General features: G+C 59.7%; 18 protein-coding genes and 1 tRNA gene. 7 read left to right on the top strand and 12 right to left on the bottom strand.

Features of this window, described 5'->3' with window-relative positions:
- Positions 1–313 precede the first annotated feature (313 nt).
- Positions 314–1,207 carry a trehalose-phosphatase gene (otsB, locus tag A5483_RS04725; protein ID WP_193790442.1) on the bottom strand — a complete coding sequence of 298 codons (894 nt, stop codon included), beginning with the start codon at positions 1,205–1,207 and terminating at the stop codon, positions 314–316.
- Positions 1,208–1,332: 125 nt separating this feature from the next.
- Between otsB and A5483_RS04720 the strand changes: the two genes are divergently transcribed.
- The 3 genes from A5483_RS04720 (at position 1,333) to A5483_RS04710 (ending at position 6,078) form a co-directional block, all read left to right on the top strand.
- Positions 1,333–2,736, top strand: a complete 1,404-nt coding sequence (locus A5483_RS04720) for an alpha,alpha-trehalose-phosphate synthase (UDP-forming) (protein ID WP_002548586.1) — start codon at positions 1,333–1,335, stop codon at positions 2,734–2,736.
- Positions 2,737–3,176: 440 nt separating this feature from the next.
- Complete coding sequence (gene aspA, locus A5483_RS04715) at positions 3,177–4,646, top strand: aspartate ammonia-lyase (protein WP_082863998.1); 1,470 nt, start codon at positions 3,177–3,179, stop codon at positions 4,644–4,646.
- A gap of 133 nt (positions 4,647–4,779) precedes the next feature.
- The gene (locus A5483_RS04710) at positions 4,780–6,078 is read left to right on the top strand and encodes an anaerobic C4-dicarboxylate transporter (RefSeq protein WP_325051174.1); all 1,299 of its coding nucleotides are present in this window, start codon (positions 4,780–4,782) and stop codon (positions 6,076–6,078) included.
- A 214-nt stretch (positions 6,079–6,292) separates the two neighbouring features.
- Here the strand turns inward: A5483_RS04710 and A5483_RS04705 are convergent, their stop codons facing one another.
- A complete protein-coding gene (locus A5483_RS04705) occupies positions 6,293–7,819 on the bottom strand; it encodes an amino acid permease (RefSeq protein WP_417033704.1) in 1,527 nt (508 codons plus the stop codon).
- Positions 7,820–7,874: 55 nt separating this feature from the next.
- Positions 7,875–9,251, bottom strand: a complete 1,377-nt coding sequence (locus tag A5483_RS04700; protein ID WP_002548970.1) for a tryptophanase — start codon at positions 9,249–9,251, stop codon at positions 7,875–7,877.
- Between the two features lie 182 nt (positions 9,252–9,433).
- Between A5483_RS04700 and A5483_RS04695 the strand changes: the two genes are divergently transcribed.
- A complete protein-coding gene (locus A5483_RS04695) occupies positions 9,434–10,135 on the top strand; it encodes a helix-turn-helix transcriptional regulator (RefSeq protein WP_002548499.1) in 702 nt (233 codons plus the stop codon).
- 96 nt (positions 10,136–10,231) lie between these two features.
- On the opposite strand, the gene A5483_RS04690 is transcribed toward A5483_RS04695, so the two are convergent.
- The 4 genes from A5483_RS04690 to dnaG form a co-directional block, all read right to left on the bottom strand.
- Positions 10,232–10,304 (bottom strand) — tRNA-Asn (locus A5483_RS04690).
- 109 nt (positions 10,305–10,413) lie between these two features.
- Positions 10,414–10,920, bottom strand: coding sequence for a hypothetical protein (locus A5483_RS04685; protein WP_002548860.1), 507 nt, complete (start codon positions 10,918–10,920; stop codon positions 10,414–10,416).
- Positions 10,921–10,932: 12 nt separating this feature from the next.
- The gene (locus A5483_RS04680) at positions 10,933–11,745 is read right to left on the bottom strand and encodes a sigma-70 family RNA polymerase sigma factor (RefSeq protein WP_063811138.1); all 813 of its coding nucleotides are present in this window, start codon (positions 11,743–11,745) and stop codon (positions 10,933–10,935) included.
- An 86-nt stretch (positions 11,746–11,831) separates the two neighbouring features.
- Positions 11,832–13,703, bottom strand: coding sequence for a DNA primase (gene dnaG, locus A5483_RS04675; RefSeq protein ID WP_176607845.1), 1,872 nt, complete (start codon positions 13,701–13,703; stop codon positions 11,832–11,834).
- Positions 13,704–13,742: 39 nt separating this feature from the next.
- Here dnaG and A5483_RS04670 point away from each other — a divergent pair, with 39 nt between their 5' ends.
- Positions 13,743–14,501 carry an ABC transporter permease gene (locus A5483_RS04670; RefSeq protein WP_411675040.1) on the top strand — a complete coding sequence of 253 codons (759 nt, stop codon included), beginning with the start codon at positions 13,743–13,745 and terminating at the stop codon, positions 14,499–14,501.
- Positions 14,502–14,519: 18 nt separating this feature from the next.
- Here the strand turns inward: A5483_RS04670 and A5483_RS04665 are convergent, their stop codons facing one another.
- Both A5483_RS04665 and dusB read right to left on the bottom strand, forming a co-directional pair.
- Entirely contained in the window at positions 14,520–15,638 is a 1,119-nt protein-coding gene (locus A5483_RS04665) for an HD domain-containing protein (protein WP_002548504.1), read from the bottom strand.
- Positions 15,639–15,686: 48 nt separating this feature from the next.
- Positions 15,687–16,916, bottom strand: a complete 1,230-nt coding sequence (gene dusB, locus A5483_RS04660) for a tRNA dihydrouridine synthase DusB (RefSeq protein WP_082864008.1) — start codon at positions 16,914–16,916, stop codon at positions 15,687–15,689.
- A 53-nt stretch (positions 16,917–16,969) separates the two neighbouring features.
- Here dusB and bluB point away from each other — a divergent pair, with 53 nt between their 5' ends.
- Together bluB and A5483_RS04650 are read left to right on the top strand one after the other, a co-directional pair.
- Positions 16,970–18,736, top strand: coding sequence for a 5,6-dimethylbenzimidazole synthase (gene bluB / locus A5483_RS04655; RefSeq protein WP_153023075.1), 1,767 nt, complete (start codon positions 16,970–16,972; stop codon positions 18,734–18,736).
- A 58-nt stretch (positions 18,737–18,794) separates the two neighbouring features.
- The gene (locus A5483_RS04650) at positions 18,795–20,081 is read left to right on the top strand and encodes an exo-beta-N-acetylmuramidase NamZ family protein (RefSeq protein ID WP_063811137.1); all 1,287 of its coding nucleotides are present in this window, start codon (positions 18,795–18,797) and stop codon (positions 20,079–20,081) included.
- 188 nt (positions 20,082–20,269) lie between these two features.
- Here A5483_RS04650 and A5483_RS04645 read toward each other — a convergent pair whose 3' ends face one another.
- The 3 genes from A5483_RS04645 to A5483_RS04635 are packed head-to-tail and all read right to left on the bottom strand — an operon-like array spanning position 20,270 to position 23,924.
- Positions 20,270–21,028, bottom strand: a complete 759-nt coding sequence (locus A5483_RS04645) for a succinate dehydrogenase/fumarate reductase iron-sulfur subunit (protein ID WP_002548947.1) — start codon at positions 21,026–21,028, stop codon at positions 20,270–20,272.
- Positions 21,025–23,157: a fumarate reductase/succinate dehydrogenase flavoprotein subunit gene (locus A5483_RS04640; RefSeq protein WP_063811136.1), complete on the bottom strand. Its 2,133-nt coding sequence runs from the start codon at positions 23,155–23,157 to the stop codon at positions 21,025–21,027. Before A5483_RS04640 ends, A5483_RS04645 begins: the two co-directional genes overlap by 4 nt.
- Entirely contained in the window at positions 23,154–23,924 is a 771-nt protein-coding gene (locus tag A5483_RS04635; protein ID WP_002548642.1) for a succinate dehydrogenase cytochrome b subunit, read from the bottom strand. The genes A5483_RS04640 and A5483_RS04635 overlap by 4 nt, the downstream gene beginning before the upstream one ends.
- Positions 23,925–23,937: the final 13 nt, after the last annotated feature.

Raw genomic sequence — 23,937 nt, 5'->3', positions numbered from 1 at the left:
GGCACTAGATCGATATGCGACCACGGGGCCACTCATTACTCGAAATGTCGGTTGGATCAACAACAGCACAGGCATGTAGCACAAGCGGAGGCCACAATCGATCGATCGGCAAGATTGCTCCAAGCACGGTGCATGTTCACCATTCCGCCTTCCCATTAATTAACCATGACCACCGACCGCGCCACGACGTTTGTCTCGCTCGCGAGGTACGCCGTACAGCGTCAGTCATCAATGGCGTCAGAAAGTATGCAAGCACAGGCGTCCTAACCTTTCAAGGAAAGGGCTGATTTGTCTTAAATTGAGAGATTACGTATCACATTTCGGTACAGACGCGGTCTGCGAGGTTCTCTAGAAAGGCTGATAGCCCCGCCGTCTGATCACAGATGACATCGGCATAGTCAGCCATTGAGGGTTGCTCCCCGGAGAAACTGACCACGCGGGCACCGGGATGACCGGCATTGATCCATTCCGCCACCACCTCGAAAGCCGGGACGTCACCCAAATCATCACCGCACATGATGAGAACCTGCGGCTCGACCTCGTCAATGAGCTCGCGCAAGGCTTGAGCCTTTGTCGTGACGGCAGATTTCAACTCGATGATATTGCGGCCATCCTCACAATGCAGCTCCAATTCGGCGGCAATCTCACGCACCCTCGGCGCGGCAGTAGCTAATGCATGGGCCGGATCGACGGCTCGGCGAGTGTGCAAGGCGATGGCGCGTCCCTTGTCCTCAATCCAACAACCCTTATCTCGCGGATCCTCCCGGCCGAGTTCCTCCGCAAGCTCGTCAAGACGCCCCTTGGCGATGCGCACCGCTTCGGGAACCTCGGGATCTCGAAGAGCACCAGAAGAGGCGTCATACCTTTCCACTCCATACTGTCCGAGCACCACCAGGTGCTCCAAGCCTGGTTGCTGGTCAACAGCCGTCATACGCCGCACTGCCGCAACCTCTCGTCCGGTGATGATGGCCATCGTGGCTAGCTTGCCGTCCATGCGGGACATCGCTTCCCGGGATTCCTGCGCCATCGTCGAGGCAGCAGGATCATCAACGATGGGAGCCAAGGTGCCATCGAAGTCCAATGCAAGCAGCACGGTGACCGGGTCAGCTGTCACGGCGTCTAGAATCCCCCTTCCGGCATCAGTCAAAGCAGTCCACGACTTGTCGGCTGGTAGAAGACGGTCCGTCATGGGGCAATCGTCACACACACCAGGCTCGTCGTGGGTCAGAGCCGCCAAATAGCGAAGAACAACCTCGGACGGGGGTCAACGATTGGTAGCGTAAACAGTGGCCTTGCTGCACAGCATGACCGCCATGAGAGGTGTGATCAAAGATGTCGGAGACCGTCCAAGACAAGGTCGACTTCCTTGTCGTTGCAAACCGCCTGCCGGTAGACCGCAAGGTCGACGACGACGGCAACGTTAGTTGGAAGTCCTCCCCCGGTGGCCTCGTCACTGCACTGGAACCTGTCATGCAGCGCAAGGGCGGCGCATGGATCGGATGGCACGGCGCGCCTGACGAAGTCGTCGCACCCTTCCACCATGACGGTTACGACATCCACCCAGTGCCACTGAGCGCCCAGGAAGTCGAAGAGTATTACGAGGGGTTCGCTAACGCCACCCTGTGGCCGCTGTACCACGACTGCATCGTCGAACCAGTCTTCCACCGCGAGTGGTGGGACGCCTATCAGAAGGTCAACAAGAGATTTGCCGAGCAGGCTGCTGAGCAAGCCAGCACGGGCGCCACAGTATGGGTGCAGGACTATCAGCTCAACCTCGTGCCGAAATACCTGCGCGAGATGCGCCCAGACTTGCGCATTGGATTCTTCCTCCATATTCCGTTCCCGCCAATCGAGCTCTACAGCCGCTTGCCGTGGCGCGAGGAGCTCGTCGAGGGCTTGCTAGGGGCTGACCTCGTCGGATTCCAGACCCCCGGAGCTGCTGCCAATTTCCAACGGCTGGCGAAGCATCGTCCCGGAGTTACTGCCGCTCGTGGCCGCGCCCGCACCCCGGACGGTCGCACCGTCGTCATCCATGACTTCCCGATCTCGATCGACTCACGTGGATTCCACGAACTGGCCACCTCTGAGAAGGTCCAAGCTGAGGCTGCCAAGCTTCGCGAGGATCTGGGCAACCCGGAGACAATCATTTTCGGTGTCGACCGGCTTGACTACACCAAGGGGCTGCATCAACGGATCCGTGCCGTCGGCGAGCTTTTCAAGGAAGGCAAGCTCGATCCCCACGAGGTGGTTTTCCTGCAGCTGGCCACGCCATCGCGCGAACGTGTCGAGGAGTACAGAATTCTGCGCGACGACATCAACCTTCTCGTCGGCCAAATCAACTCGAAAGTCGGAACGATCGCCAACCGTGCAGTGGTGTACCGCAACGAATCGGTACCGCGCGAGGTGCTGGCCGCGATGTACCAGGTAGCCGACCTCATGCTTGTCACCCCGGTGCGCGACGGCATGAACCTCGTTGCCAAGGAGTACATCGCCTGCCGCTCGAACGACGACTCTGCCCTGGTGCTCTCCGAGTTCGCCGGTGCAGCCCGTGAACTCAAGCAGGCCTACATGGTGAACCCGTACGACATCGACGGTATGAAGGCCACCATTATGAAAGCGCTCGCGGAATCTCCGAAGGTCAAGGCTCGCAAGATGCGATCCATGCGTCGTCAGGTCTTCGACAAGACGATCGACGTGTGGGCCAACTCGTTCCTCGAGGAGTTGGGGGTGGCCTGACGCCGATGCGGTTGGGATATCGGTGTAGCTGCCGGAGCCGTACTAGGAGCCATGGACTCCCATGAATTCTTTGCCCCAGGCCCCGTCAGTAGAGGAAAACCTCTGCAGCACAAAGCATTCATACTGCTTCGTATGGCAGCACAATTGTGCAGGCATCGTGTTTTCGGTCACTGGAAGATTGTGACATCGATCATCCCAACACTCATCACATTTGACACCCCCCATGAATGCTATTAGTGTTTTTAGAATTGGGGCGATCTTATCGGTCCGCGATCATTGGGACATGCGCAACCAAGAGCATCCCGTGAATCTCGTCCAAGACTTCAACCGAATAAAATTTCCGTTGCCTGAAACGCTCCCCCATGATAGTTTTCTCGGCACACGTAGTCGACGTATGACTTCGCGTGGTTTTCGTAGATACTCTAGAAGAGGTGTGCTAGATGGAAACACGAACAGAAGTGGATCTCCTTGGCGAAAGAGAGGTTCCGGCAGAAAAGTATTACGGGATCCACACGCTAAGAGCCTTGGAGAACTTCCAGATGTCCCATGGCTCGATGAACGACGAGCCAAACTTCATTCGCGGCATGGTGCAGGTCAAGAAGGCCGCAGCCCTCGCGAACAAGGAACTCCGCGTCTTGCCTACTGACGTCGCTGACGCGATCGTCGCAGCATGCGACGCCATTCTCGAAGATGGTCGATGCATGGACCAGTTCCCAACCGATTCCTTCCAAGGCGGCGCAGGAACCTCGATCAACATGAATACAAACGAGGTCATCGCCAACCTCGCCCTCGAACTCATCGGTGAGGACAAGGGCAGGTACGACATCATTCATCCCAACGACGACGTCAACAAATCGCAGTCCACGAACGACTCTTACCCAACAGGCTTCCGCCTCGGCGTCTACGCCCTGCTGCAGGACCTCATTCGCGCCGTCAGCGACTTGTGCGAAAGCTTCGGCGCTAAAGGGCAGGAGTTCTCGCAAGTCCTCAAGATGGGCCGTACCCAGCTCCAGGATGCCGTGCCCATGACCCTCGGCCAGGAATTCGAATCATGGCGCACGAATATTTATCACGAAATCGAGAGGCTCCGCGCTGGTTCCGACATGCTGTTGGAGGTCAACCTCGGCGGCACGGCGATCGGCACCGGAATTAACACTCCGGAGGGGTACCCAACCATCGTCACCAAGAAACTCGCGGAGGTGACCGGCCTCGACATCCGTCCGTCTTATGACCTAGTTGAGTCCAGCTATGACAACGGCGCCTATATTGCGGTGCACTCGATCGTCAAACGATTGGCAGCCAAGTTGTCGAAGATCTGCAACGACCTGCGACTGTTGTCGTCCGGACCGCGTGCAGGTCTCAACGAGATCAACCTACCGGAGATGCAGGCAGGCTCCTCCATCATGCCCGCGAAGGTGAATCCGGTAATCCCAGAGGTCGCCAATCAGATCTGTTTCAAGGTCTTCGGAAATGACGTCACGGTCTGCTTCGCCGCCGAGGCTGGCCAGCTGGAGCTCAATGTCATGGAACCGGCGCTGAGCCAGGCCATGTTCGAATCGATCCACCTGTTGACGCACGCATGCGACACGCTTCGTACCCGCTGCATCGACGGCATCACCGCGAACGTCGACCGTTGCTACGGCTACGTGACGAACTCAATCGGTATCGTCACTTACCTCAATGACACGATTGGTCACCATGAGGGTGATCTCGTTGGGAAAGAAGCCGCCCGCACTGGAAAACCCGTTCGCGACGTCGTCCTCGAAAAGGGCTTGCTGAGCGCCGAGGAATACGACCGAATCATGACGAGGGAAAACTACTTGAAACCACGCTACACGGGACGCACGTATTCACCGAGCGAGCACGTCCTGTCGACTCACCGTTCGACGTCGATACGCAACGGAAGCTGACAACTAGACCAACCCGTGGTCCCCACCGATTGGGGCCACGGGTTCAGCATGTCCATACGCCTCGCAGTAGTGGCACCACAACTGCGAAGCCCATTGGGTTCACGACATCATTATGAGCATCAGGTAATTATAAATAATGGTATTTATTCAACTAATCGTCGTCCTGATTTTTATTCTCATCGGGGCACGCATCGGTGGTATGGGCATCGCGTATGCTGGAGCAACCGGGGTGATAGTTCTCGGCTTTCTCGGAGCGAACGTCAACCCTGCCAAGGGCATTCCTTGGGATGTCCTTGGTGTCATCATGGCAGTCATTTCTTGTGTCGCAGCGCTCGAAGCTGCTGGGGGCTTGGAACTGTTGGTCATGCACAGCGAGCGGCTGCTCCGAAAACACCCCGATAGAATTACATTCTATGCACCGCTCGTCACATTTTTCATGACCGTCTTCTGTGGCACCGGCCATGTGGCCTTTGCCACCCTCCCCGTCATCGCTGAAGTCGCTAAAGAGCAGAAGGTACGACCCTCACGCCCGCTGACCATCGCCGCTGTGGCCTCACAGATCGGCATCTGCGCATCTCCGATCTCGGCAGCAACCATAGCCATGGTCTCGATCCTCGCGCCCGATGGCATCACATATCCCGTGATCGTCGGCATTACCGTGGTCGTCTGTCTCATCGGTGTCCTGGGTGGAGCAGTCGTGGCCTCCAGAACCGGGGTTGACCTCGAAAAAGATCCCATCTACCAGGAACGCAAGGCCCAAGGACTCGTCACCCTTCGCGGCAAAGGCAAATATGAGATCGTCCCGAGGGCGGGGACATCGCTGATCATCTTCGCGTCCGCGATTGTCCTCGTCATGGTTTATGCGGCGGCGATCACGAAGGTCTCGAACCCGCCGCTACCCCGTGCCGCCGCGATCATGGCGGTCATGATGGCTGCCGGTCTGGTGATCGTCTTGTGCTGCCACGTCAAAGTAGACAAGATCGCAACTCAGGCGACTTTCCGCTCCGGAATGAACGCGGCACTGTGCGTACTCGGCGTCGCATGGCTGGGGAATACCTTCGTCGAGTCGAATATAGCCACGATCAAGGCAGCTGGATCCGGCGTCATTCAAGCTCATCCGTGGCTGCTGGCTGTCGTCCTCTTCTTCGGTTCCGCGCTGCTGTATTCGCAGGCTGCCACAGCGATCACGTTCATGCCCGTCGCCGCAGCCTTGGGGCTGCCCGGCAGCGTCCTACTCGCCTCCTACGCAGCTTGTTCGGGCCTGTTCTTCCTGCCGACCTACCCGACGACGGTTGCGGCTGTCGGGATGGATGACACAGGAACCACAAGGTTAGGCCGCTTTGTGGTCGATCACCCATTCCAGATCCCAGGTATAGCGACCATAGCGATTGCAGTAGTGGTCGCGTACGGAGTAACAGCACTCCTATTGTGAAATCCTGACCGCATGCGATGGGCACAGCGTCGCGTCTACGGCTCGGCAGCAGGAATGACATAAGTTCATTTTTGCTGCCGAGCTAACTTTCGGCGCTGCGATCTGAAAATTGTGGAGTCCCAGTTGCTCTACCTGCACCGGATGCAGAGGCATCATAACGTTTGATGGGTCGCAAGCTGACCACTGCTCTGCTGTCACGCACGGCGAGGCTTTGTTAAGCAGGCTTTGGGTGATGCTTCTTTGTCATCATCTGTTTGGTCCAGTAGGCGCACGTCAGCAACAGGATCCAGATCGGTCCCACGATCGCCGCGATGCGATAGTCAGGCATGAATGCCATGCCGATGAAAAGAGCGACGAGAAGAACAATGACGATGATGTTCGCCACGGGATACAGGGGCATTCGGAACGCGAGCTTCCGCACCTCTTCGGGGCCGATGCGGCGACGAAACTGTATCTGCGTGATGATGACCATCACCCAGTTGATAATGCCCGCTGCAAGCGCGACCGAGATGAGGATCGCGAACACCCGATTCGGAACAACGAACGCGAGCACGACTGCGACCGCCGTGACACCCGACGAGACGAGTACACCCCACATGGGCGAGCCAGAACGATTGAGCCGCCCAAGAAATTTCGGGGCATTCCCCTGGTGCGCCAACGAGTAGAGCATGCGCCCATTCGCGTACAGTCCCGAATTGTATGCCGAGATCGACGCAGTGAGGACAACAACATTCAACACATGCGCAGCGCCTGAAATGCCGATCCCATCAAAAATCGCCACGAACGGACTCATTGATCCGTCAATTTTCGTCCACGGATAGATCGACAGGATCACGAACATCGATCCGACGTAGAAGATGAGGATTCGATATACAACCTGGTTGATCGCCTTCGGGATCGTCTTCTTGGGGTTGTCTGCCTCCCCAGCCGTAATGCCGATCAGCTCGACACCGCCAAAAGAAAACAAGACCACAACGAAAGCCAGGGCAAGGCCGGTGACGCCGTTTGGCATAAAGCCGCCCCAGTCCCACAGGTGACTGACTGAGGCCGGCGTGCCGCCTAAGTCGCTACCCATGACGACCAATACGATTCCGAAAACGATCATTGCGAGGACAGCGGTAACCTTGATGATCGCCAACCAGAATTCGATTTCCCCATAGGCCTTCACGTCTACCAGATTCACCAGTGTGATAACTACCAGGAATGCCATAGCGGTAAGCCAAGTCGGAACACCGGGTAGCCAGAAATTGACGTAGGTGCCGACCACGGCGAGCTCCGCCATGGACACTAGAATATAGTTGAACCAATAGTTCCAGCCGGAAAAGAATCCCGCGAACCGTGACCAGTTCTGGTAGGCGTAGAAACTGAAGGCACCCGAAACTGGAGTGTGCACGCTCATCTCACCGAGCGCGCGCATCACCACGAATATAATGATGCCGCCGATTACGTATGCCAAGATAATCGATGGTCCGGTCAGCTGGATCCCAGTCGCTGAACCATAGAACAGTCCGGTACCGATCGCGCCACCTAACGCGATCATCTGGATGTGCCGATTCTTGAGGTTCCTACTCATCCCTTCGCCGCATGGCGGCAATGGCTTGGGAGTTCGCCCAGCCGTCCACTTCGTGCCGACGGCGGATCCACCAGAGGGACTGTCGGATACAGCAGAAGGATTGTTGCGACCAACCAGGGCGCGGCGGCCCGCCTCGTTAGAGGCAGGCCGCATATCGTCTCTCGACATGGTCATCACTGACTCCTTTGGCGTGTCCGCGCACAGTAAGACTGCGCGTATCGCGTCAGGCGATCGGCTCCAACTGAGACGTGAAGTGGCGCAGCACTTCCGGCTCCCACGTGATGCGGTAACCCGGCACCTGCTCGGCGCGCTCCTGGACGGACTTGAGCGCTTCAGCAACGACGTCAAGGTGAGCCTGGGTATAGACGCGGCGCGGAATCGCGAGTCGCGTGAACTCGGCGGTGGCCTGCTGCTCTTCGCCGGTGAAGGGGTCGCGGTCCATCAGGAAGGAGCCGATGTCGCATGAGCGGATGCCGGCTTCAAGGTAGAGCTCCATGGCGAGCGCATGGCCCGGGTACTGGTACCAAGGCAAGTGCGCAAGGAGCCGGCCAGCGTCAATGAATACAGCATGCCCGCCGACAGGGTTCTGGAAGGGGATGCCATAAGCCTCGAGGCGAGAGCCCAGATACTCCATCTGCCCGATGCGGTACGTAAGATAATTCTCGTCCAGACCTTCGTAGAGCCCAACTGCCATGGCCTCGAGGTCTCGGCCCGAGAGCCCGCCGTAAGTCAGGTACCCCTCGTAAGGAATCACCCGTGACTTCATGCGGTTAACCAGCTCGGATTGGACCTTCGCGCCAATAAGACCACCCATGTTGACGATGGCGTCCTTCTTGGCCGACATCGTGAAATAGTCACCATACGAGAACATTTCACGGGCGATGTCCTTGGGGTCGACGTCGGCGTATCCCTTTTCGCGCTGCTTGATGAAGTGGGCATTTTCGGCGTAGCGCGCAGCATCGATAACAACCGGGACCTTATGCTCCTGAGCAATGGCGTAGACCTCACGCAGGTTCGCCATCGAAACGGGCTGACCACCAACGCTGTTGTTCGTAATGGTCTGCACGATCGCGACGACCCGGTCGCCGTGTTCATCGAGCAGGTGCTGCAGCTCGGCGACGTCCATGTTCCCCTTGAAGTCGAAGGGGGTGGCCGTGTCCTTGCCCTCAGGACAAACATTGTCGATCGCACGCCCACCGGCGAGACCCACGTGTGCGCGCGTCGTGTCGAAGAAGGTGTTGGCGATGACGATCTGCCCCTTCTCCTGGATGAGGAGCGGAAAAATAACCTTCTCTGCGGCACGGCCCTGGTGCACGGGCTGGATGTACTCGTATCCGAAGATGTCGGTGCCAGCCTCGATGAGCTTGTAATAGGAGCGACCACCAGAGTATGCCTCGTCGCCGAGCATGATGCCTGCCCACTGGTTTTGACTCATCGCTCCCGTACCGGAGTCGGTCTGCAAGTCGATGTAGACCTTGGACGCTTCGAGCTGGAAGGCGTTGTAGTGGGCTTTCTGCAAGGCGGCAACGCGCTCCTCGCGCGTGGTCATCTCGAGTGGCTCGACCATCTTGATCTTGAACGGTTCAGCGATGTACTTCATCGTGCTCTCCTTCTCCGGTGTAACCCGATGGCAGTTCAACAATATGTGTATCTGAACTACTTTCTGATGAAAGTATTACACGTATTTTGGTATCGCAACACATTTTGTTGATTTTCAGCCGTCACACATCGACCGGTTACACTGATCCCGACGCAGAGAGCGTCAACCTGCGGGAGGGCCCCATGGACAGTGAGCGGGAACAGATCCTTGCGACTCTTCAGCAGATCGTCGATCCTGTATGCGACACGCTCATCGGCGATAGCGAAGTAGTCCTCCACGATCTCGCCGCCTTGCCCAACTCGATCATTGCTATCGCGGGGAATCTCACGGGGCGCAAGGTCGGTGGGCGCGCAACGGAACAGCTCCTGGAGCTGCACGCCGCTGGTCGACTCACGACCCGATCCGCCTATCGCTCGGTACTCCCGGACGGTCGCCGGATACGTTCCTCAACGATGCTCATATCGGACAGTTCGGGCGACGACGTCGCTGCGCTGTGCATCAACGTCGACGTCTCGGCATGGAACGAGCTCCACGCCATGTCTGCGCTCGTACTCGGTGAAGCTGAGTACGCCGCACCGACCGCCACTTCGCAATCTGATGCGTCGCCGGTTACGAAGGAGGCTGGAGAGCTCACTGACATTGACCAGCTAGCGGAGCTCATCCTCGCTGAGGTGATCGACCACGCCGACGCCCCGGTCGCGCTCATGCAGAAACAGCACAAAGTCGCCGTCGTCGCCGAGCTCAAAGCGCGAGGGTTCTTCGGGTTACGCGAGGCGGCCGAGCGGGCGGCCCAAGCACTTCAGGTCTCGCGATTCTCGGTGTATAACTACTTACGCGAACTCGAGGAAGGGCAAGGCGATACGGCCTCTGGCCCAGTGTCGTGACGATTGTCGCGAAAGCAACTGCTGTTACAGTCTCGCAGACTCAATACTCCCAGATGCGCAAGCCATAGCTGCGAAGCCTTGAAGCTACTTCAGAAGCTCCCCCGACTGGACTCGAACCAGTAACCCTCTGATTAACAGTCAGATGCTCTGCCAATTGAGCTACAGGGGATCAGCGCCCTAGCGCGAGATGAAACTTTAGCAGCACTACTCCAGCGATGACAAATCAAGCCAGGTAATACCTGATGCCGGGGATGTCGCGACCATCCCATCACGTAGCGTTAACTCCACTCTTTCTTGAGGGAATCAGTAGTCTTCACAACTGTTTGACGGGTCTCAGGATCGTTGAGGTCAGCAGACTCTCTGGCCATCGCCGTCCAGGTAATGGCCCCATCGGCATCAGCCAGGTGACCAGCCGGAACGCGGCCCGCAATCAGGACATCTCCACCACGCACAGGCACCGTTTTGGTCGCCACGATGGACTCAGTGACCTTGCTCCGAAAAACCTCAGGAATCTTGCCCGGACTGCTCAGCTTCACTGAAGCGCCAGATCCGTCCAAGAAGTCCCAGCTCAGCGTCGAAGTTTCACCGTTCCACCCACCATGGACGATCTCGTGCCACGCCACCGCCAAGTCGGTCTCGTCAGTCAGCACGACCAATCCCTCGGTCACGGCGATGACGGTGGCCTCTTCACCGCGCCCGTAAGCGAGAACCTTGACGTCATTGAACCCGAGAATCGCTCGCACACGGGTCATCTCGTCGACGCTCGGCCTCTTCGTCCACCACATGCCTCCATCTTGTCACGCAGCCGCAATCTGCTGCAGATGGCGCCTCAGCCGTCCAAGGGCTCGTTGCTCAATACGTCTGGCGTTCGACGCCGATAGTCCTAACTCCTTGGCAACTGCAGTGATCGTCATGGGCTCGCCCTCAAAACCGTGTCTCAGCTCCACGACACGTCTCTCCTGTCCCATGAGCAGGCTAATTAATCCGGACTCGGGATCGTCACCACTTTTCTGCCCAACTGCCACCTGCTCAAACAGACTGGTTTTTACCTCCCAACATTCAGTCCTCCTCTTCTCAACCCACATGACGTCTTTGCCCATCTGCGCGGCGATCGCATCGCTGCTGGGCACCCGTTGCCAGCGCGCCGTCAGTTCCTCTTCGACTCGAGCCACCTCTGCCGCCTCTCGCATTACCAGCCGCGATCTGGCTCCGCTCAATCTGACGACCTCTTCACCGATGCGACGACGAATCCACGTCCAGGCAACTGTAGAAAATCGTGCTCCGCGACGCTCGTCATACCTCTCGATGGCTTCCCCCAGGCCGACACAGCCCGCTTGGATGAGGTCTTCGACACTGCACCGGTAGGTCACAGCCGCCTGACGCGCCTGGGTCAAGACGATCGCCAACATTTGGCGCCACAGAGTTTTTCTGGCAGCTCTTCCATCGTCTGAGATCCTGCGCAACTCTGCTTTGCTGATCGGAACTGCCGCCAAGAAGTACCCATCAACAATGGCATCGGCGATAGCACCGGCATCGAACCTACGAAACAGATCGCGCTCCTCCGCAGGATCCAGTGCGACGACGCCGTCAATGAAATCCGTGTATCTCATAGTCCGACAATGGCGCGTATTAGACCTATGGCGGAACCTTTCGTAGACGTCTGTGGACACAGAAAAAATTGTCCACAGATGTCACATCAGGCCGAGGTAGCGCCACCCGCCACGATAAGACTCTTGCGTAGCGCTTCGAGAGTCACCAAGTCAGAGAACATGGCGTCATACAGCTTGCGATCCTGGTTCGGGTTCGTGCGCTGCAGGCGCGATTTGAGGTTAGCGATGTCGTCGGTAATTGACAGCAACCGCACCCTAGCCGCGTACGCCTCCGCATAACTTCGATCAGGCTCCTCGCGCAGCACCGGCTCCACCAACAAGGCGACCTCAAGTTGCTTCACCTGCGGATCCGGGGTCGCCTCACCGACCTTCTCCGTCCATCTCTCCTGACCACGCGGGACAGCCAGGACGGCCTCGAATACGGCCTGGTAGGCCGGGTGGCGCAAATCCTCAACTTCGACCTGGTCCCATTCCTCGTCGAACAGGCCTGGATGTTGTAAGGCGAGCTTGAGGAATCCTCGCTCGGCTGACAAGGAAACATCAGCTGGATCTGGCCACGGAATCCCCGAACCTTGCTGAGGTTCAGCAGGGGTAACGGCGGGCACCTGCGGATCACAGCGGTGCTGTCTACCGACACGCGAGACCTCTCGACGTACCAGGTCAACGTCAGCACCTACCGCCTGGGAGAGCTCACGCAGATAGCCGTCTACCAAGGACTGGTCGCGAATGCTCGTAACCAGAGGCGCCGCTGCCCTAATGGCGGCGACGCGACCGTCCGCACGGTCAAGGTCGAACTGGCCGACAGTGTTTTCCATGACGTAGCGATACAGCGGAACCCGACGCGCAACGAGCTCTCGAACAGCTTCAGGCCCACGCTGCATGAGCAGATCGCACGGGTCTAGCCCGGTGGGCTCGACGGCGACGTAGGTCTGAGAAGAGAACTGGTTGTCGTCACGGAACACCTTAAGGGCAGCCTTCTGGCCAGCAGCGTCACCGTCAAAAGTGAAGATGACCTCTCCGTTGAGGGATCCGCTGTTACCCATCAGGCGCTGAATGAGCCGAGCATGGTCATCGCCAAAGGCAGTGCCACAGGCCGCGACGGCGGTATCGATGCCGGACAAATGTGCCGCCATGACATCGGTGTAACCCTCAACGATGACGGCCTGACTCTTCTTGCCGATGTTGGCCCGGGCCATGTCTAGACCGTACAGAACATGCGACTTCTTGTAGACCGGAGTCTCAGGAGTATTGACGTACTTAGCTGGTAGGCGGTCGTCATCGTAAACCCGTCTGGCACCGAAGCCGAGCACGGACTTGCCGGAGTCCTTAATCGGCCACAACACTCGTCCTTGGAAAAAATCCCACCCCTGGGAGCGCACTAAACCCGACTCGATCAAGACTTTGGGAGTGAACCCTTTGGCCATCAGATGGTCGCGCAGCACATGGCCACCGCGCGGTGCGTAGCCCATCCCGAACTGCACGGCAGCATCAGGGGAGAAACCTCGCCCGGCGACGAACTCCCGAGCGATGCGCCCCTCGTCGGTCGACATTTGGGATTGAAAGAATTCCGCTGCGGCCTCATTAGCGGCGAGGATTTGCATCCGCAGACCTGGTTCAAGGCCAGGACGGCCATCGTCGACGATGCGTAGCTGGACGCCGACTTTGTCGGCAAGACGCTGAACAGCCTCGACGAAGGTGAGGTTGTCGATCTTCTGGATAAAGGAAATAGTGTCCCCGCCCTCACCGCAGCCGAAACAGTAGAACAGGCCGCGCGACGGTGTCACCTGGAAGCTGGGGGTCTTCTCATCGTGAAAGGGGCATAAACCTTTCAGGGAACCGCCGCCGGCATTACGCAAGGCGACATACTCACCGACGACCTCGTCGATCCGGGCCCGTTCCCGAACCAGAGCGATGTCCTCCTCGTTGATCCGGCCAGCCATATTGATGATCCTACCCATGTGTGGCCGCAGCACCCGAATGGTGCAAAACTATCGGCCGTGACCGTAAACCCTACTTGGCAACTCGGATTGGCGATGATCCTGCTCGTCGGGCTGGCCGTCGTCGCTTCCCTTCTTGGACGTCTCGGTATTGCCAAGGCCTCCGTCATCGCCGCTGTGCGCGCGGTGGTGCAGCTCGGACTGGTCTCCGTCATCCTTGTCTATGCTCTGGCCCACATGTGGGCGGCATGCCTATTCACCGTGCTCATGTTCGCTATCGCCGTACATACGACTGCGAACCGCTCTGGGGTCTCCACCGCATGGATGTGGGCGGCAATAGCCATGAGCGCGGGCGTCCTTCCAGTACTTCTCATCATCTTTGCGACTGGCTGTACCCCGTTGAGTCCGGCGTCCTTGATCCCGGTGGCGGGCATCATCATCGGCAACATCATGAGTGGTCACACCCTGGCCTGCCGTCGGTTTTTCGCCGATCTGCGTGAGGGGATCGGCATCTTCGAGGCGGGCTTAGCCGTCGGTCTCCCACGTTGTGAGGCCATAGCGCTGGTCACCGAACCCAGCGTCACTGAATCGGTACTGCCAACTGTCGACCGCACCGCGACCGTCGGTCTGGTGACCTTGCCGGGCGCCTTCGTCGGTGTGCTCCTGGGTGGTGGCTCAGCCCTGCAGGCAGGTGCTGCACAAGCCCTCGTTCTCATCGGCATTCTGGCTGGTCAAGCGGTAACCGTCGTAGTCGCCCACGAACTTGTGAAAAGAGCGAAGCTGCTGCCCGAGAATCTGGCAGACAAGCTTCACCCGTGAGCACTTCGTGCCATCGTGTCAAAATCCCCTACCCATGCCCCTGGGCAGACGACGTCGGTCCCACCCCAACAGCTCGGTGGCTTGGGAGAAAGCGAACTGATCCGTCATTCCGCCCACATACGCAATGACCTGGTGTATCCGGTCAGCGTCAGTCTCCAGAAACTCTGTAGGCACCTGGTCGATATGGCCTTGGTAATAAGCCACCAGTCCATGCAAGACCTCGACGACAGCCTCTGCCTGCCCTAGTGACTCAGGGCGGGTATAAATCCGCTCATAGTTAAACGCCCTCAGCGCTGACAAGGCTTCAGCGACGTCTGCGGTCATCCCGACTCGACCGGTAGTGCAGGTGGTGTCAATGACGCAGCGGATGAAGACCGACAGCTGGGTGCGTCGGTCTGTTCCCGCCGTCTCGGTAACAACCTGTGGCAATTCTTTGACGGTAACGATCCCCGCTTTGACAGCGTCCTCAAGATCGTGGGCACAGTAAGCAATCCGGTCAGCGAAGGAGACTATCTCTCCTTCCACCGTGCCCGGCGCGGGACGCGACCACGAATGGTTACGAATGCCATCGAGAGTTTCGGCGCAGAGGTTGAGGCTGGCCAAGCTGACGTCAGCTCCCCACGGGCCGTGGTCGAATCCTTCCGGTATGAAAGCATCAAAGGCCTGCTCGGAGGCGTGTCCTCCTGGCCCGTGACCGCAGTCGTGGCCCAGAGCCATAGCGTCGGCCAGCGTGACATTCGCCCCGATCCCTGCCGCAATCGACCGTGCGACCTGGGCCACTTCGAGGGCATGGGTGAGACGAGTGCGCTGGTGATCAGTGGGGTGGACGACAACCTGGGTCTTGCCAGCCAACCGTCGAAACGACGTGGAATGGACGATGCGATCCCGATCACGCTCAAAACAGGTGCGCTCCGGATCTGGATCCTCGGTAACGGCACGATTACCGGCACCCTTGGCCCGGGTGGCTCCTGGGCGCAGTAACAGGTTCTCGCGCTCCTCGCGGGCTTCGCGTCCAACGACCTCACCGATGTCGATCCGGGCGGTACCCGACGGATGGGCATGGACAATGTCGTCAAGGCCACGATGGCCGGCCATCGTCAGGGCCCAGGCTCGGGTGCGCTCTCCCACTTCGGACATGTCTCCATCCTGTCCTATCCAAGGTCGTGGGACCAGCCGCGGGCACAATCAGCCCCCGGAGGCGTCGACCTCGGCGGCGGACAGATCATCGTCGTCAAGGGTGCGCGAATCCAACCACCCATGCGGCATGGCGACTTTTCGCCGCGGGGCACCCTGACGGCCACGGGCCTTGCCAAGCTCCTTCACCGGAAAGGGGGCGTCGTGGTCAAGGGTGGCCAGCAGGCAATCAAGCTCGTCGAAACTGGAAATCTGGCCGAGGGCATGACGGGTTTCCCCACCTACGGGGAATCCCTTAAGGTACCAAGCCATGTGTTTGCGCATGTCTACCAGACCATGCATTCCCTGATACTTCACCAGCAGTTCAGCATGGCGACGAATCATGGCGCTCACCTCACCCAACGTCGGCAAGGTGGTGGTGTCGCGACCAGCGAAAGCATCAGCCAGGTCACGGAACAGCCACGGACGACCGAGGCAACCACGACCAACCTCGACGCCGGCACAACCCGTTTGCTCGACCATGGCCATCGCGTCGCTAGCCTCCCAGATGTCACCGTTTCCAATGACGGGGACATCGGCGGCCTTGACAAGGTCGCCGATGGCGTCCCAGTGGGAGTGCCCGGCGTAGGCCTCGGCGACAGTGCGAGCGTGCAGGCACACCGCAGCGGCGCCGGAATCCATTGCAGCCCGAGCCGAATCCAGGTAGGTGACGTGGCCTGGGTCAATGCCGATCCGAGTCTTGACGGTGACCGGAACCCCATGGGAGTCACCGGCCTGGACAGCAGCGGAAACGACGGACGCAAAACGGTCGAGCTTCCATGGCAGGACTCCCCCGCCACCCTTGCGGGTGACTTTGGGCACTGGACAGCCGAAGTTGAGGTCGACGTGATTGACCCCATATTTCTCGCACAGAATTGACGTCGCCTCGCCCACCATTCCCGGATCGACACCGTAAAGCTGGACGGATCGGACATTTTCACACTCGGCGAAGGTAAGCATGTCGTGGGTCTTATGGTCGCCGTACACCAAGCCGCGTGAGGTGATCATCTCGCAGACATATAGGCCCGCCCCCTGTTCGGCACAGAGCTGACGAAATGCGGCGTTGGTGACGCCGGCCATGGGCGCCAACACCACCGGAGTATCCACCGAAACGGTGCCACCAGAGGGCGCGATCAGGGTCAGGGGATCGGAAAGCACCAGCCCATGGTAAACGCGGCGATTCGGTTCAACAGAAACCGTCGTGCCAGTGCTAGTCGCAGCACGAGCCATCACGACCCGTATCGCCACGCCATCCCGGTGGCGGGCCGCGATGAACCGAGCACTAGCCTCATGCTGTGACCACCCCTGACGAGAACCCATCCACCAGCCAGCGCTGGAACCGTCCGATTCCCCGGATCGGAGACACCACTTCGTCCGCTGCCCGAGCTGACGACCCCACCGGATGGTCCCTAGGCGACCAGGTGCAGCAAGGGCTGGATACCGCCATCGACGCTCGGCGTGACATCCGCCGTTACCGCCACGACGACGTTCCCAACGAACTCGTCAACACCGTGCTGTGGGCCGGTCATCGTGCTCCGAGCGTTGGCCATAGCCAGCCATGGCGGTTCGTTGTGGTACGCGACGCCGACATTCGTGATCGTGCCGCCGTGATGGCCGACCGAGAGCGACTGCGTCAAGCCGATCTCCTTAGCGCCGATCGCCGTACCCGCCTTCTCGACCTCCAGCTCGAGGGGATCCGCGAGGCTCCCGTCGGCATCGTCGTCGCCTGTGACCGTCGAACGCCGGCGTCGGGGGTACTAGGACGCAACACCTTCACCGACGCTGACATGTGGAGTTGCGCCTGCGCCGTCGAGAATATGTGGCTCACCGCTCGCGCCCACGGCCTGGGGATGGGTTGGGTGACCCTTTTCCAGCCCGAGGAACTGGCAGAGCTACTTCACCTTCCGAGCGGCGTTGAGACCCTGGGTTGGCTATGCCTGGGGTGGCCCGACGAGCGTCCGCCGGCTCCTAGCCTTGAAAGGCGTGGTTGGTCGCGTCGTGTACCGCTCAGCGACGTCACCTTAGCCGACCGCTGGCCTGTTAGTGCCCAGCCCGAGGCACCCGTCTCAGCCCTACGCCAGACCGTGCGCTCCCCCGATCGCCACCAGGTTGTTGCCGCCCACGACGACGCCGATCAGCTCCTCACCCCGCCCGGATCCCTCGGTCTGCTCGACCAGACCCTCGACCGAGTTGAGGCGGCGGGTGGAGTTGAGATCACCGGCGGCACCCTAGTGCTAGCCGGAGCTGATCATCCCGTCGCTAACCTCGGCGTCACGGCCTTCGATGCCTCGGTGACCCACGACGTCATGGCTGCCTCCGTCGCCGGGACTGGGCTGGGCGTCACCACTGCTGCTGCCGCCGGGCTGTCCCATGTTGTCGTCGACGCTGGGGTGGCTCAGCCGGTCAAAGGTGCCAGGTCCGTCCGCATCTTCGGAGAGCGTGGTGACCTCTACCACGCTGACGCCATGACCCCAGCCCAGGTCGATGCACTACTACGTGATGGGCGGGCCCTGGGTATAGAGGCGTCCGAGGCGGGACTGGTATGTCTCGGCGAGGTCGGGGTCGGTAACACCACTGTCGCCACAGCTTTGGCCTGTGCTTTGACCGGGTTGGACCCCAAAGAGGCCGTCGGCTTGGGGGCTGGAAGCGACACCGCCATGGTGGAACGCAAGGCCGAGGTCATCAAGGCTGCTCTGACCCGTACCCACGCCGAAGCCGGCGACCCCGAGCATCTTCTTGCCGCTTTGGGAGGCCCCGAGTTCGCTGTCCTGGCAGGTGTGTGCCTGGGTGCAGCCGAGGCCGGCTCCCCGGTCGTTCTTGATGGTCTGGCTACCAGCGTCGCAGCCCTCATCGCGACTAAGTTCTCGCCGGGTCTCCACGGCTGGCTCGTCGCTTCGCACGCATCACGAGAACACGCCCATCAGAGTGTGCTAGCTGAATTGGGATTGGAGGCCCTCATGGAGTTGCGGATGCGCGCTGGCGAAGGCGTCGGAGCATGTCTGGGGGCTCAGATGATCCTCACCGGTCTGCAGGTTCGCCGTAGCGCAGCGCGAACCTGTTGAGCTCATTTTCTGTCAGCTTGTCCCGCCCTATCGACGTCGTTACCGAGGAAGAATCGTCATGGAGATATCGCGTCGCGCCTTCGTGGCAGCGAACGGTTTAGGTGCCATGGCCGTTCCGCTTGCCAAACCAGAGGCCGTGGCCAAGCACGGGGCCGGACATCGGCATCACCAGGTGCGCACCGGGGCTCAGCTCTGTGCCGAGGACCGATGGAGCTTCCTCAAGGGTCGCCGTGTCGGTGTCATCACAAATCCAACCGGAGTCCTTGACGACTTCTCCCACATCGTCGACCACATGCACGACCACGGGGTCAACGTAGTCGCTGTCTTCGGCCCAGAGCATGGGTTTCGTGGGTCATCCCCAGCCGGTGAAAGCGAGCAGACAGCAAAGGATGCTCGTACTGGAATCATGGTGTATGACGCCTATGGAGCCGACGATAAGGCCTTCGCCAAGCTATTCAGCAGGACGAGGGTCGACACCGTCCTGTTCGACATCCAGGACGTTGGAGTCCGCTTTTACACCTACATCTGGACGATGTACCAGGCAATGCGCGGAGCAGCTCAGATCGGCGGAATCCGCTTTATCGTCCTGGACCGCCCCAATCCGATCGGCCGTACCGCACGTGGACCCATGCTCGACATGAAGTACGCCTCGGGAGTAGGTCTTCGTCCCATCCTCATGCAGCACGGTATGACCGTCGGTGAGTTGGCCGCTTTCTTCGCCGACAAGTTCCTTCCGCACGAGAATGAGGCGGCCACTCTGCGAAACCTCAACATCGTCGAGATGAAGGAGTGGAGCGGAGGTCTGTGGAGCGAGACCGGGCTACCCTGGGTGCCTCCCTCCCCTAACATGCCCACCCCGGACACTGCGCTGATCTATCCGGGAACTGGGCTCTTCGAGGCCACTAACATGAGTGAAGGGCGCGGAACCACTCACCCGTTCGAGCTTATCGGTGCCCCGTGGGCCGATCATCACTGGGCTGATCGCCTCAACGAGAGGGGCCTCGGCGGGGTACGGTTCCGGGAAGCGTACTTTTGTCCTACCACCAGCAAGAATGTCGGCGCCATCAATGGTGGCGTTCAGGTTCATTTGACAGAACCAGAGCGTCTCAATGCGCCCGAGGTAGCCGCTCACATGCTGTGCGCAGCGCGCGATCTTTATCCAAAGTTCGCATCCCGGAAGGTCACATGGGACAAGTACCCATGGCAGTGGTTGGACCTCATCACCGGGACGACGGACTTTCGCACCCACCTAGTGGGCAATTCCTCGGCCGAGAGGATCACCAGCGGCTGGCAGCGCGACGAGTGTCAGTGGCTGCGCCAGCGTCAGCCTTACCTGCGGTACTAGGACGCCTTGCCGCGCGGTCCCGGCTTCAGCATCGCGAAGGGGTCCGCCACCTCATAGTGGCATCGGGTGAAATCCGCCAGAGGACGGCCACATTGCCGTGGCCGGGTCTCTGACGGCTGCGGCCGGCGCAGTTCGATCCCACAGGTGTGAGGTTGTCGTGGTTCAGTGCGACACCGTCAACCAAGCGCTCAGTTGTCCTTACTGCGCGCTCCCCGGAACCCGGCACGCCAACGCTCCCGGTTGACCCGGGCAACGGCCACCAGCGGAATGCTCACTGGGCAAGCCTCAACGCACTCGCCGTACAGGGAACACGGCCCGAACTCCTCATCGAGGGCGTTGATCATGCGTCGCGCCCGCTTCGAGCGCTCCTGCCGCCCCTGCGGCATCATCGCCAGGTGCGAGAGCTTCGCGCCGGCGAAAAGCATCGCCGCTCCATTCGGGCAAGCCGCCACGCACGCTCCACACCCAATACACGATGCGAAGTCGAGAGCTTGCTCAGCCTCGGCATGCGGCTGCGGCACCGAATCAGCATCCGGGGCCGTGCCCGTCATAACGTCGACCGTTCCGCCGGCCTGTACCAGGTGATCCATGCTGGTACGGTCGATGACCAGGTCACGGATAACCGGGAAGGCGGCCGAGCGGAATGGCTCGATCTTGAAGTGGGTGATGTTGGGGAACGCCCTCAGATGCTGACGACACGCCGGGGTATTCGGCAACGGACCATGAGGCTTGCCATTGACGACAAACCCACAGCACCCGCACACTCCCTCACGACAATCAGACTCGAAAACGATCGGATCACCGTCATTCTCGACGATCTGATCATTGAGCCGGTCAAGCAACTCCAGCAAGCTCCACTCGGGCTCGGCGTCCTCGACAACGTGGTGCTCAAAATATCCTTGGGCGTCGGGACCGTCCTGACGCCAGATGTCCAGTTCCACCCTCATCGGTAATCCCTCACCTGCAGATCGATCAACGAGAACGACAACGGCTCGCTATGCCGCACCTGGGTACCGTCAGGCCGTGTCTCCCACGCCGAAACCGCACACCAATCATCGTCATTGCGTTTGGCTTCACCGGCTTCGGTGGCGTACTCGCTACGGAAGTGCGCACCGGCCGATTCCCGGCGATCCAGGGCATCGAGGATCATGACCTCGCCGAGCTCAATGAAGTCGGCCACTCGACCGGCTTTCTCGAGTTCCTGATTGAGTCGGGTGCCCGATCCGACCACCTTGACGTCGCGCCAGAACTCCTCACGTAACTCGCGCACCTTCGTTAAAGCGTCAAGTAGTCCGGCTTCATCGCGGGAGACCCCGCACCCCTCGTAGAGGATGTCGCCAAGCTTGCGGTGGAACCACTCCGGACGATGCGTTCCACCGCAGTTGAGCAAGGCATCAGTACGCTCCTGCACCCTCTCAATGGCTGCGCTGACCTCGGGGGCATCCAGGGGTAGTACGGGCTTTCCGACGAATCCGGCCAGGTAGTTCGGCACCGTTAGCGGCAAGGTGAACCACCCGTCAACACTGGCCGACAGCAAAGAGTTGGCTCCCAAGCGATTCGCGCCGTGGTAGTTATTTGACGCCTCACCACCGACGAACAAACCTGGGATAGTACTCATCTGGTCATAGTCAACCCACAGACCGCCCATCGTGAAATGGGCTCCTGGGGCGATGCGCATGGGCACCTCGTAGGGGTTCTCCCCCGTCGCGTCGAGGTACATGTCGAACAAGTTGCCATAGCGTTCCGCGATGGTCTTCTTTCCTAGACGCTGAATTGCGTCGCGGAAGTCCAGATACACCGAGTTTTTGAGCGGGCCAACTCCGTGGCCGCTCTCGATCTGGGTCCGGGCGTTACGGGAGGCGACGTCGCGCGGCGTCAGGTTTCCGAAAGCCGGGTACTTGCGCTCCAGGTAGTAGTCGCGCTCTTCTTCCGGGATGTCATTAGCCGGACGGTCGTCGCCAGCTTTCTTTGGCACCCAGATTCGGCCATCGTTGCGCAACGACTCACTCATGAGGGTCGTCTTGGACTGCCAGTGCGAACTGACTGGCAGGGCGGTCGGGTGGAACTGCACGAAGCAGGGGCTGGCAAAGTATGCACCTTGACGGTGGGCGCGCCATGTCGCGGTGGCGTTAGACCCCTTGGCCAAGGTGGACCAGTGGTACACCGATCCGTATCCGCCGGTGCACAGGATGACGACGTGGGCTGTCCATGCCTTGATCTCACCGGTGAGAAGGTCGCGGGTGACGATGCCCTGAGCCTTGCCGTCGGCAACGATGAGGTCGAGCATCTCGGTGCGATTGTGCATCGTCACCGAACCGGCATCAATTTGTGCTTGCAGAGCCTGAGAGCAGGCTACTTCGAGCTGCTGACCAGTCTCACCGCGGGTGTAATAGGTGCGCGAAACCTGTACGCCGCCAAAGGATCGGGTAGCCAACTGACCGCCATATTCTCGGGCGAACGGCGCGCCGATGGCGTACATGTGGTCAATAACTCGCACCGACTCGGTGCCCAGTCGAACGACGTCGGCCTCTCGGCCCCGATAGTCACCACCTTTGACGGTGTCCTTGACGAACCTCTTAAGGGAATCGCCATCGACCTTGCGAGCACGTGCGGCGTTGATACCTCCCTGAGCAGCCACCGAGTGGGCTCGACGCGGGGAATCGTGGAAGCAAAAAGCGTCAACGTGGTAGCCGAGCTGGCCGAGAGTTGCGGCTACCCCGGAACCAGATAGGCCGGTTCCCACCACAATGACATTCATTTTGCGACGGTTCGCAGGATTGACGAGTTTGTACTCGCTTTGACGACGGGTCCACGCGGTAAGCGGGTCCCCTTCGGGAGCCTTACCGTCTAGTTCGTCACCGACGAGGTAACCGGCCTTCTTCTGTGCCGGGCCAAGGGTGTCGCGGGCTTTGGGACCCTTGACAGCTCGTCTCGCCACCGACGACGATTCGGCTCGTTTGGGCTGGTGCTGTTCGGATTTCACCAGGTCAGCGCCGAGCTCCTCGGACTTCTCGTCCTCATGGCGCCCGGTCATCATCTCGAGAGGCTTCTTGACGGCCTCGATCCAGTTATTCATGAGATCACCCCGGCAAGAATGAGCATAGGAAGTGCGCCGTTGCACACCACAATGGCCAGCGCGATGAGGAGGCCAATCGCCGTCCAAATAGCGCGCAGTCGGCGTCCTGTACCGCCGAAATCATTGATGGTATTGCGTACGCCTTGGGCGATGTGCAACCCAACGATGATCATGACGACGGTGTAAAAGATCGCCATCCACGGACGCGACAGACTGGCGACGAGGTTCTGGTATGCGGTGATGTGGATATCGGGCGTTCCCTCATTAACTGGCGCCCGGAAGGACGAGGACTGCACGCCCATACCCAAAGTTAGATCAAGGATGTGCACCACAACGAAGGCCAGAATGATGAGTCCTGACAGCACCATTGTGCGGGCTCCCCAGCCCAACGCCTTCATACTGTGCCGGGAATACTTGCCGCGTGCTCGTCGCCCCCTCACCCAGATCGTCAAGCCGGCCCACACATGCAAGACCAAGCACACGAGCAAAACAATCCGGCAGCACCACAAAACCCCACCGACGGGAAATAGCGGGTACAACACGGTGCGGAGGAACTCGGCGTAGGCGTTGTAGTCACCAGGCCCCATAAAGGCCTTCAAATTTCCGACCATATGAACGAAGACGAATAACGCAAAGATCGTCCCCGTAATAGCCATGATTAACTTCAATGTGACATTGGACGGACGTGCCGCGCTACGCGCACGAACCGCTACGGCATCCCCCCTACGTTGGAGGTCACGGCGTTCTCGAACGTCAGGCACGCTCATGGAGTCATCACCC

The sequence above is a fragment of the Cutibacterium namnetense genome (genome assembly GCF_001642025.1).
Classification (GTDB): domain Bacteria; phylum Actinomycetota; class Actinomycetes; order Propionibacteriales; family Propionibacteriaceae; genus Cutibacterium; species Cutibacterium namnetense.
Note: the sequence above shows the minus strand (reverse complement) of the source record. Positions and strands in the feature narration are given on the sequence as shown.

What these genes read in the sequence shown, in the direction of transcription:
- A5483_RS04720 (WP_002548586.1), top strand. Translation starts at nt 1,333, where the DNA reads ATGTCGGAGACCGTCCAAGACAAGGTCGACTTCCTTGTCGTTGCAAAC.
- aspA (WP_082863998.1), top strand. Translation starts at nt 3,177, where the DNA reads ATGGAAACACGAACAGAAGTGGATCTCCTTGGCGAAAGAGAGGTTCCG.
- A5483_RS04705 (WP_417033704.1), bottom strand. Translation starts at nt 7,819, where the DNA reads ATGTCGAGAGACGATATGCGGCCTGCCTCTAACGAGGCGGGCCGCCGC.
- A5483_RS04700 (WP_002548970.1), bottom strand. Translation starts at nt 9,251, where the DNA reads ATGAAGTACATCGCTGAACCGTTCAAGATCAAGATGGTCGAGCCACTC.
- A5483_RS04695 (WP_002548499.1), top strand. Translation starts at nt 9,434, where the DNA reads ATGGACAGTGAGCGGGAACAGATCCTTGCGACTCTTCAGCAGATCGTC.
- A5483_RS04685 (WP_002548860.1), bottom strand. Translation starts at nt 10,920, where the DNA reads ATGTGGTGGACGAAGAGGCCGAGCGTCGACGAGATGACCCGTGTGCGA.
- A5483_RS04680 (WP_063811138.1), bottom strand. Translation starts at nt 11,745, where the DNA reads ATGAGATACACGGATTTCATTGACGGCGTCGTCGCACTGGATCCTGCG.
- dnaG (WP_176607845.1), bottom strand. Translation starts at nt 13,703, where the DNA reads ATGGGTAGGATCATCAATATGGCTGGCCGGATCAACGAGGAGGACATC.
- A5483_RS04665 (WP_002548504.1), bottom strand. Translation starts at nt 15,638, where the DNA reads ATGTCCGAAGTGGGAGAGCGCACCCGAGCCTGGGCCCTGACGATGGCC.
- A5483_RS04650 (WP_063811137.1), top strand. Translation starts at nt 18,795, where the DNA reads ATGGAGATATCGCGTCGCGCCTTCGTGGCAGCGAACGGTTTAGGTGCC.
- A5483_RS04645 (WP_002548947.1), bottom strand. Translation starts at nt 21,028, where the DNA reads ATGAGGGTGGAACTGGACATCTGGCGTCAGGACGGTCCCGACGCCCAA.
- A5483_RS04640 (WP_063811136.1), bottom strand. Translation starts at nt 23,157, where the DNA reads ATGAATAACTGGATCGAGGCCGTCAAGAAGCCTCTCGAGATGATGACC.
- A5483_RS04635 (WP_002548642.1), bottom strand. Translation starts at nt 23,924, where the DNA reads ATGAGCGTGCCTGACGTTCGAGAACGCCGTGACCTCCAACGTAGGGGG.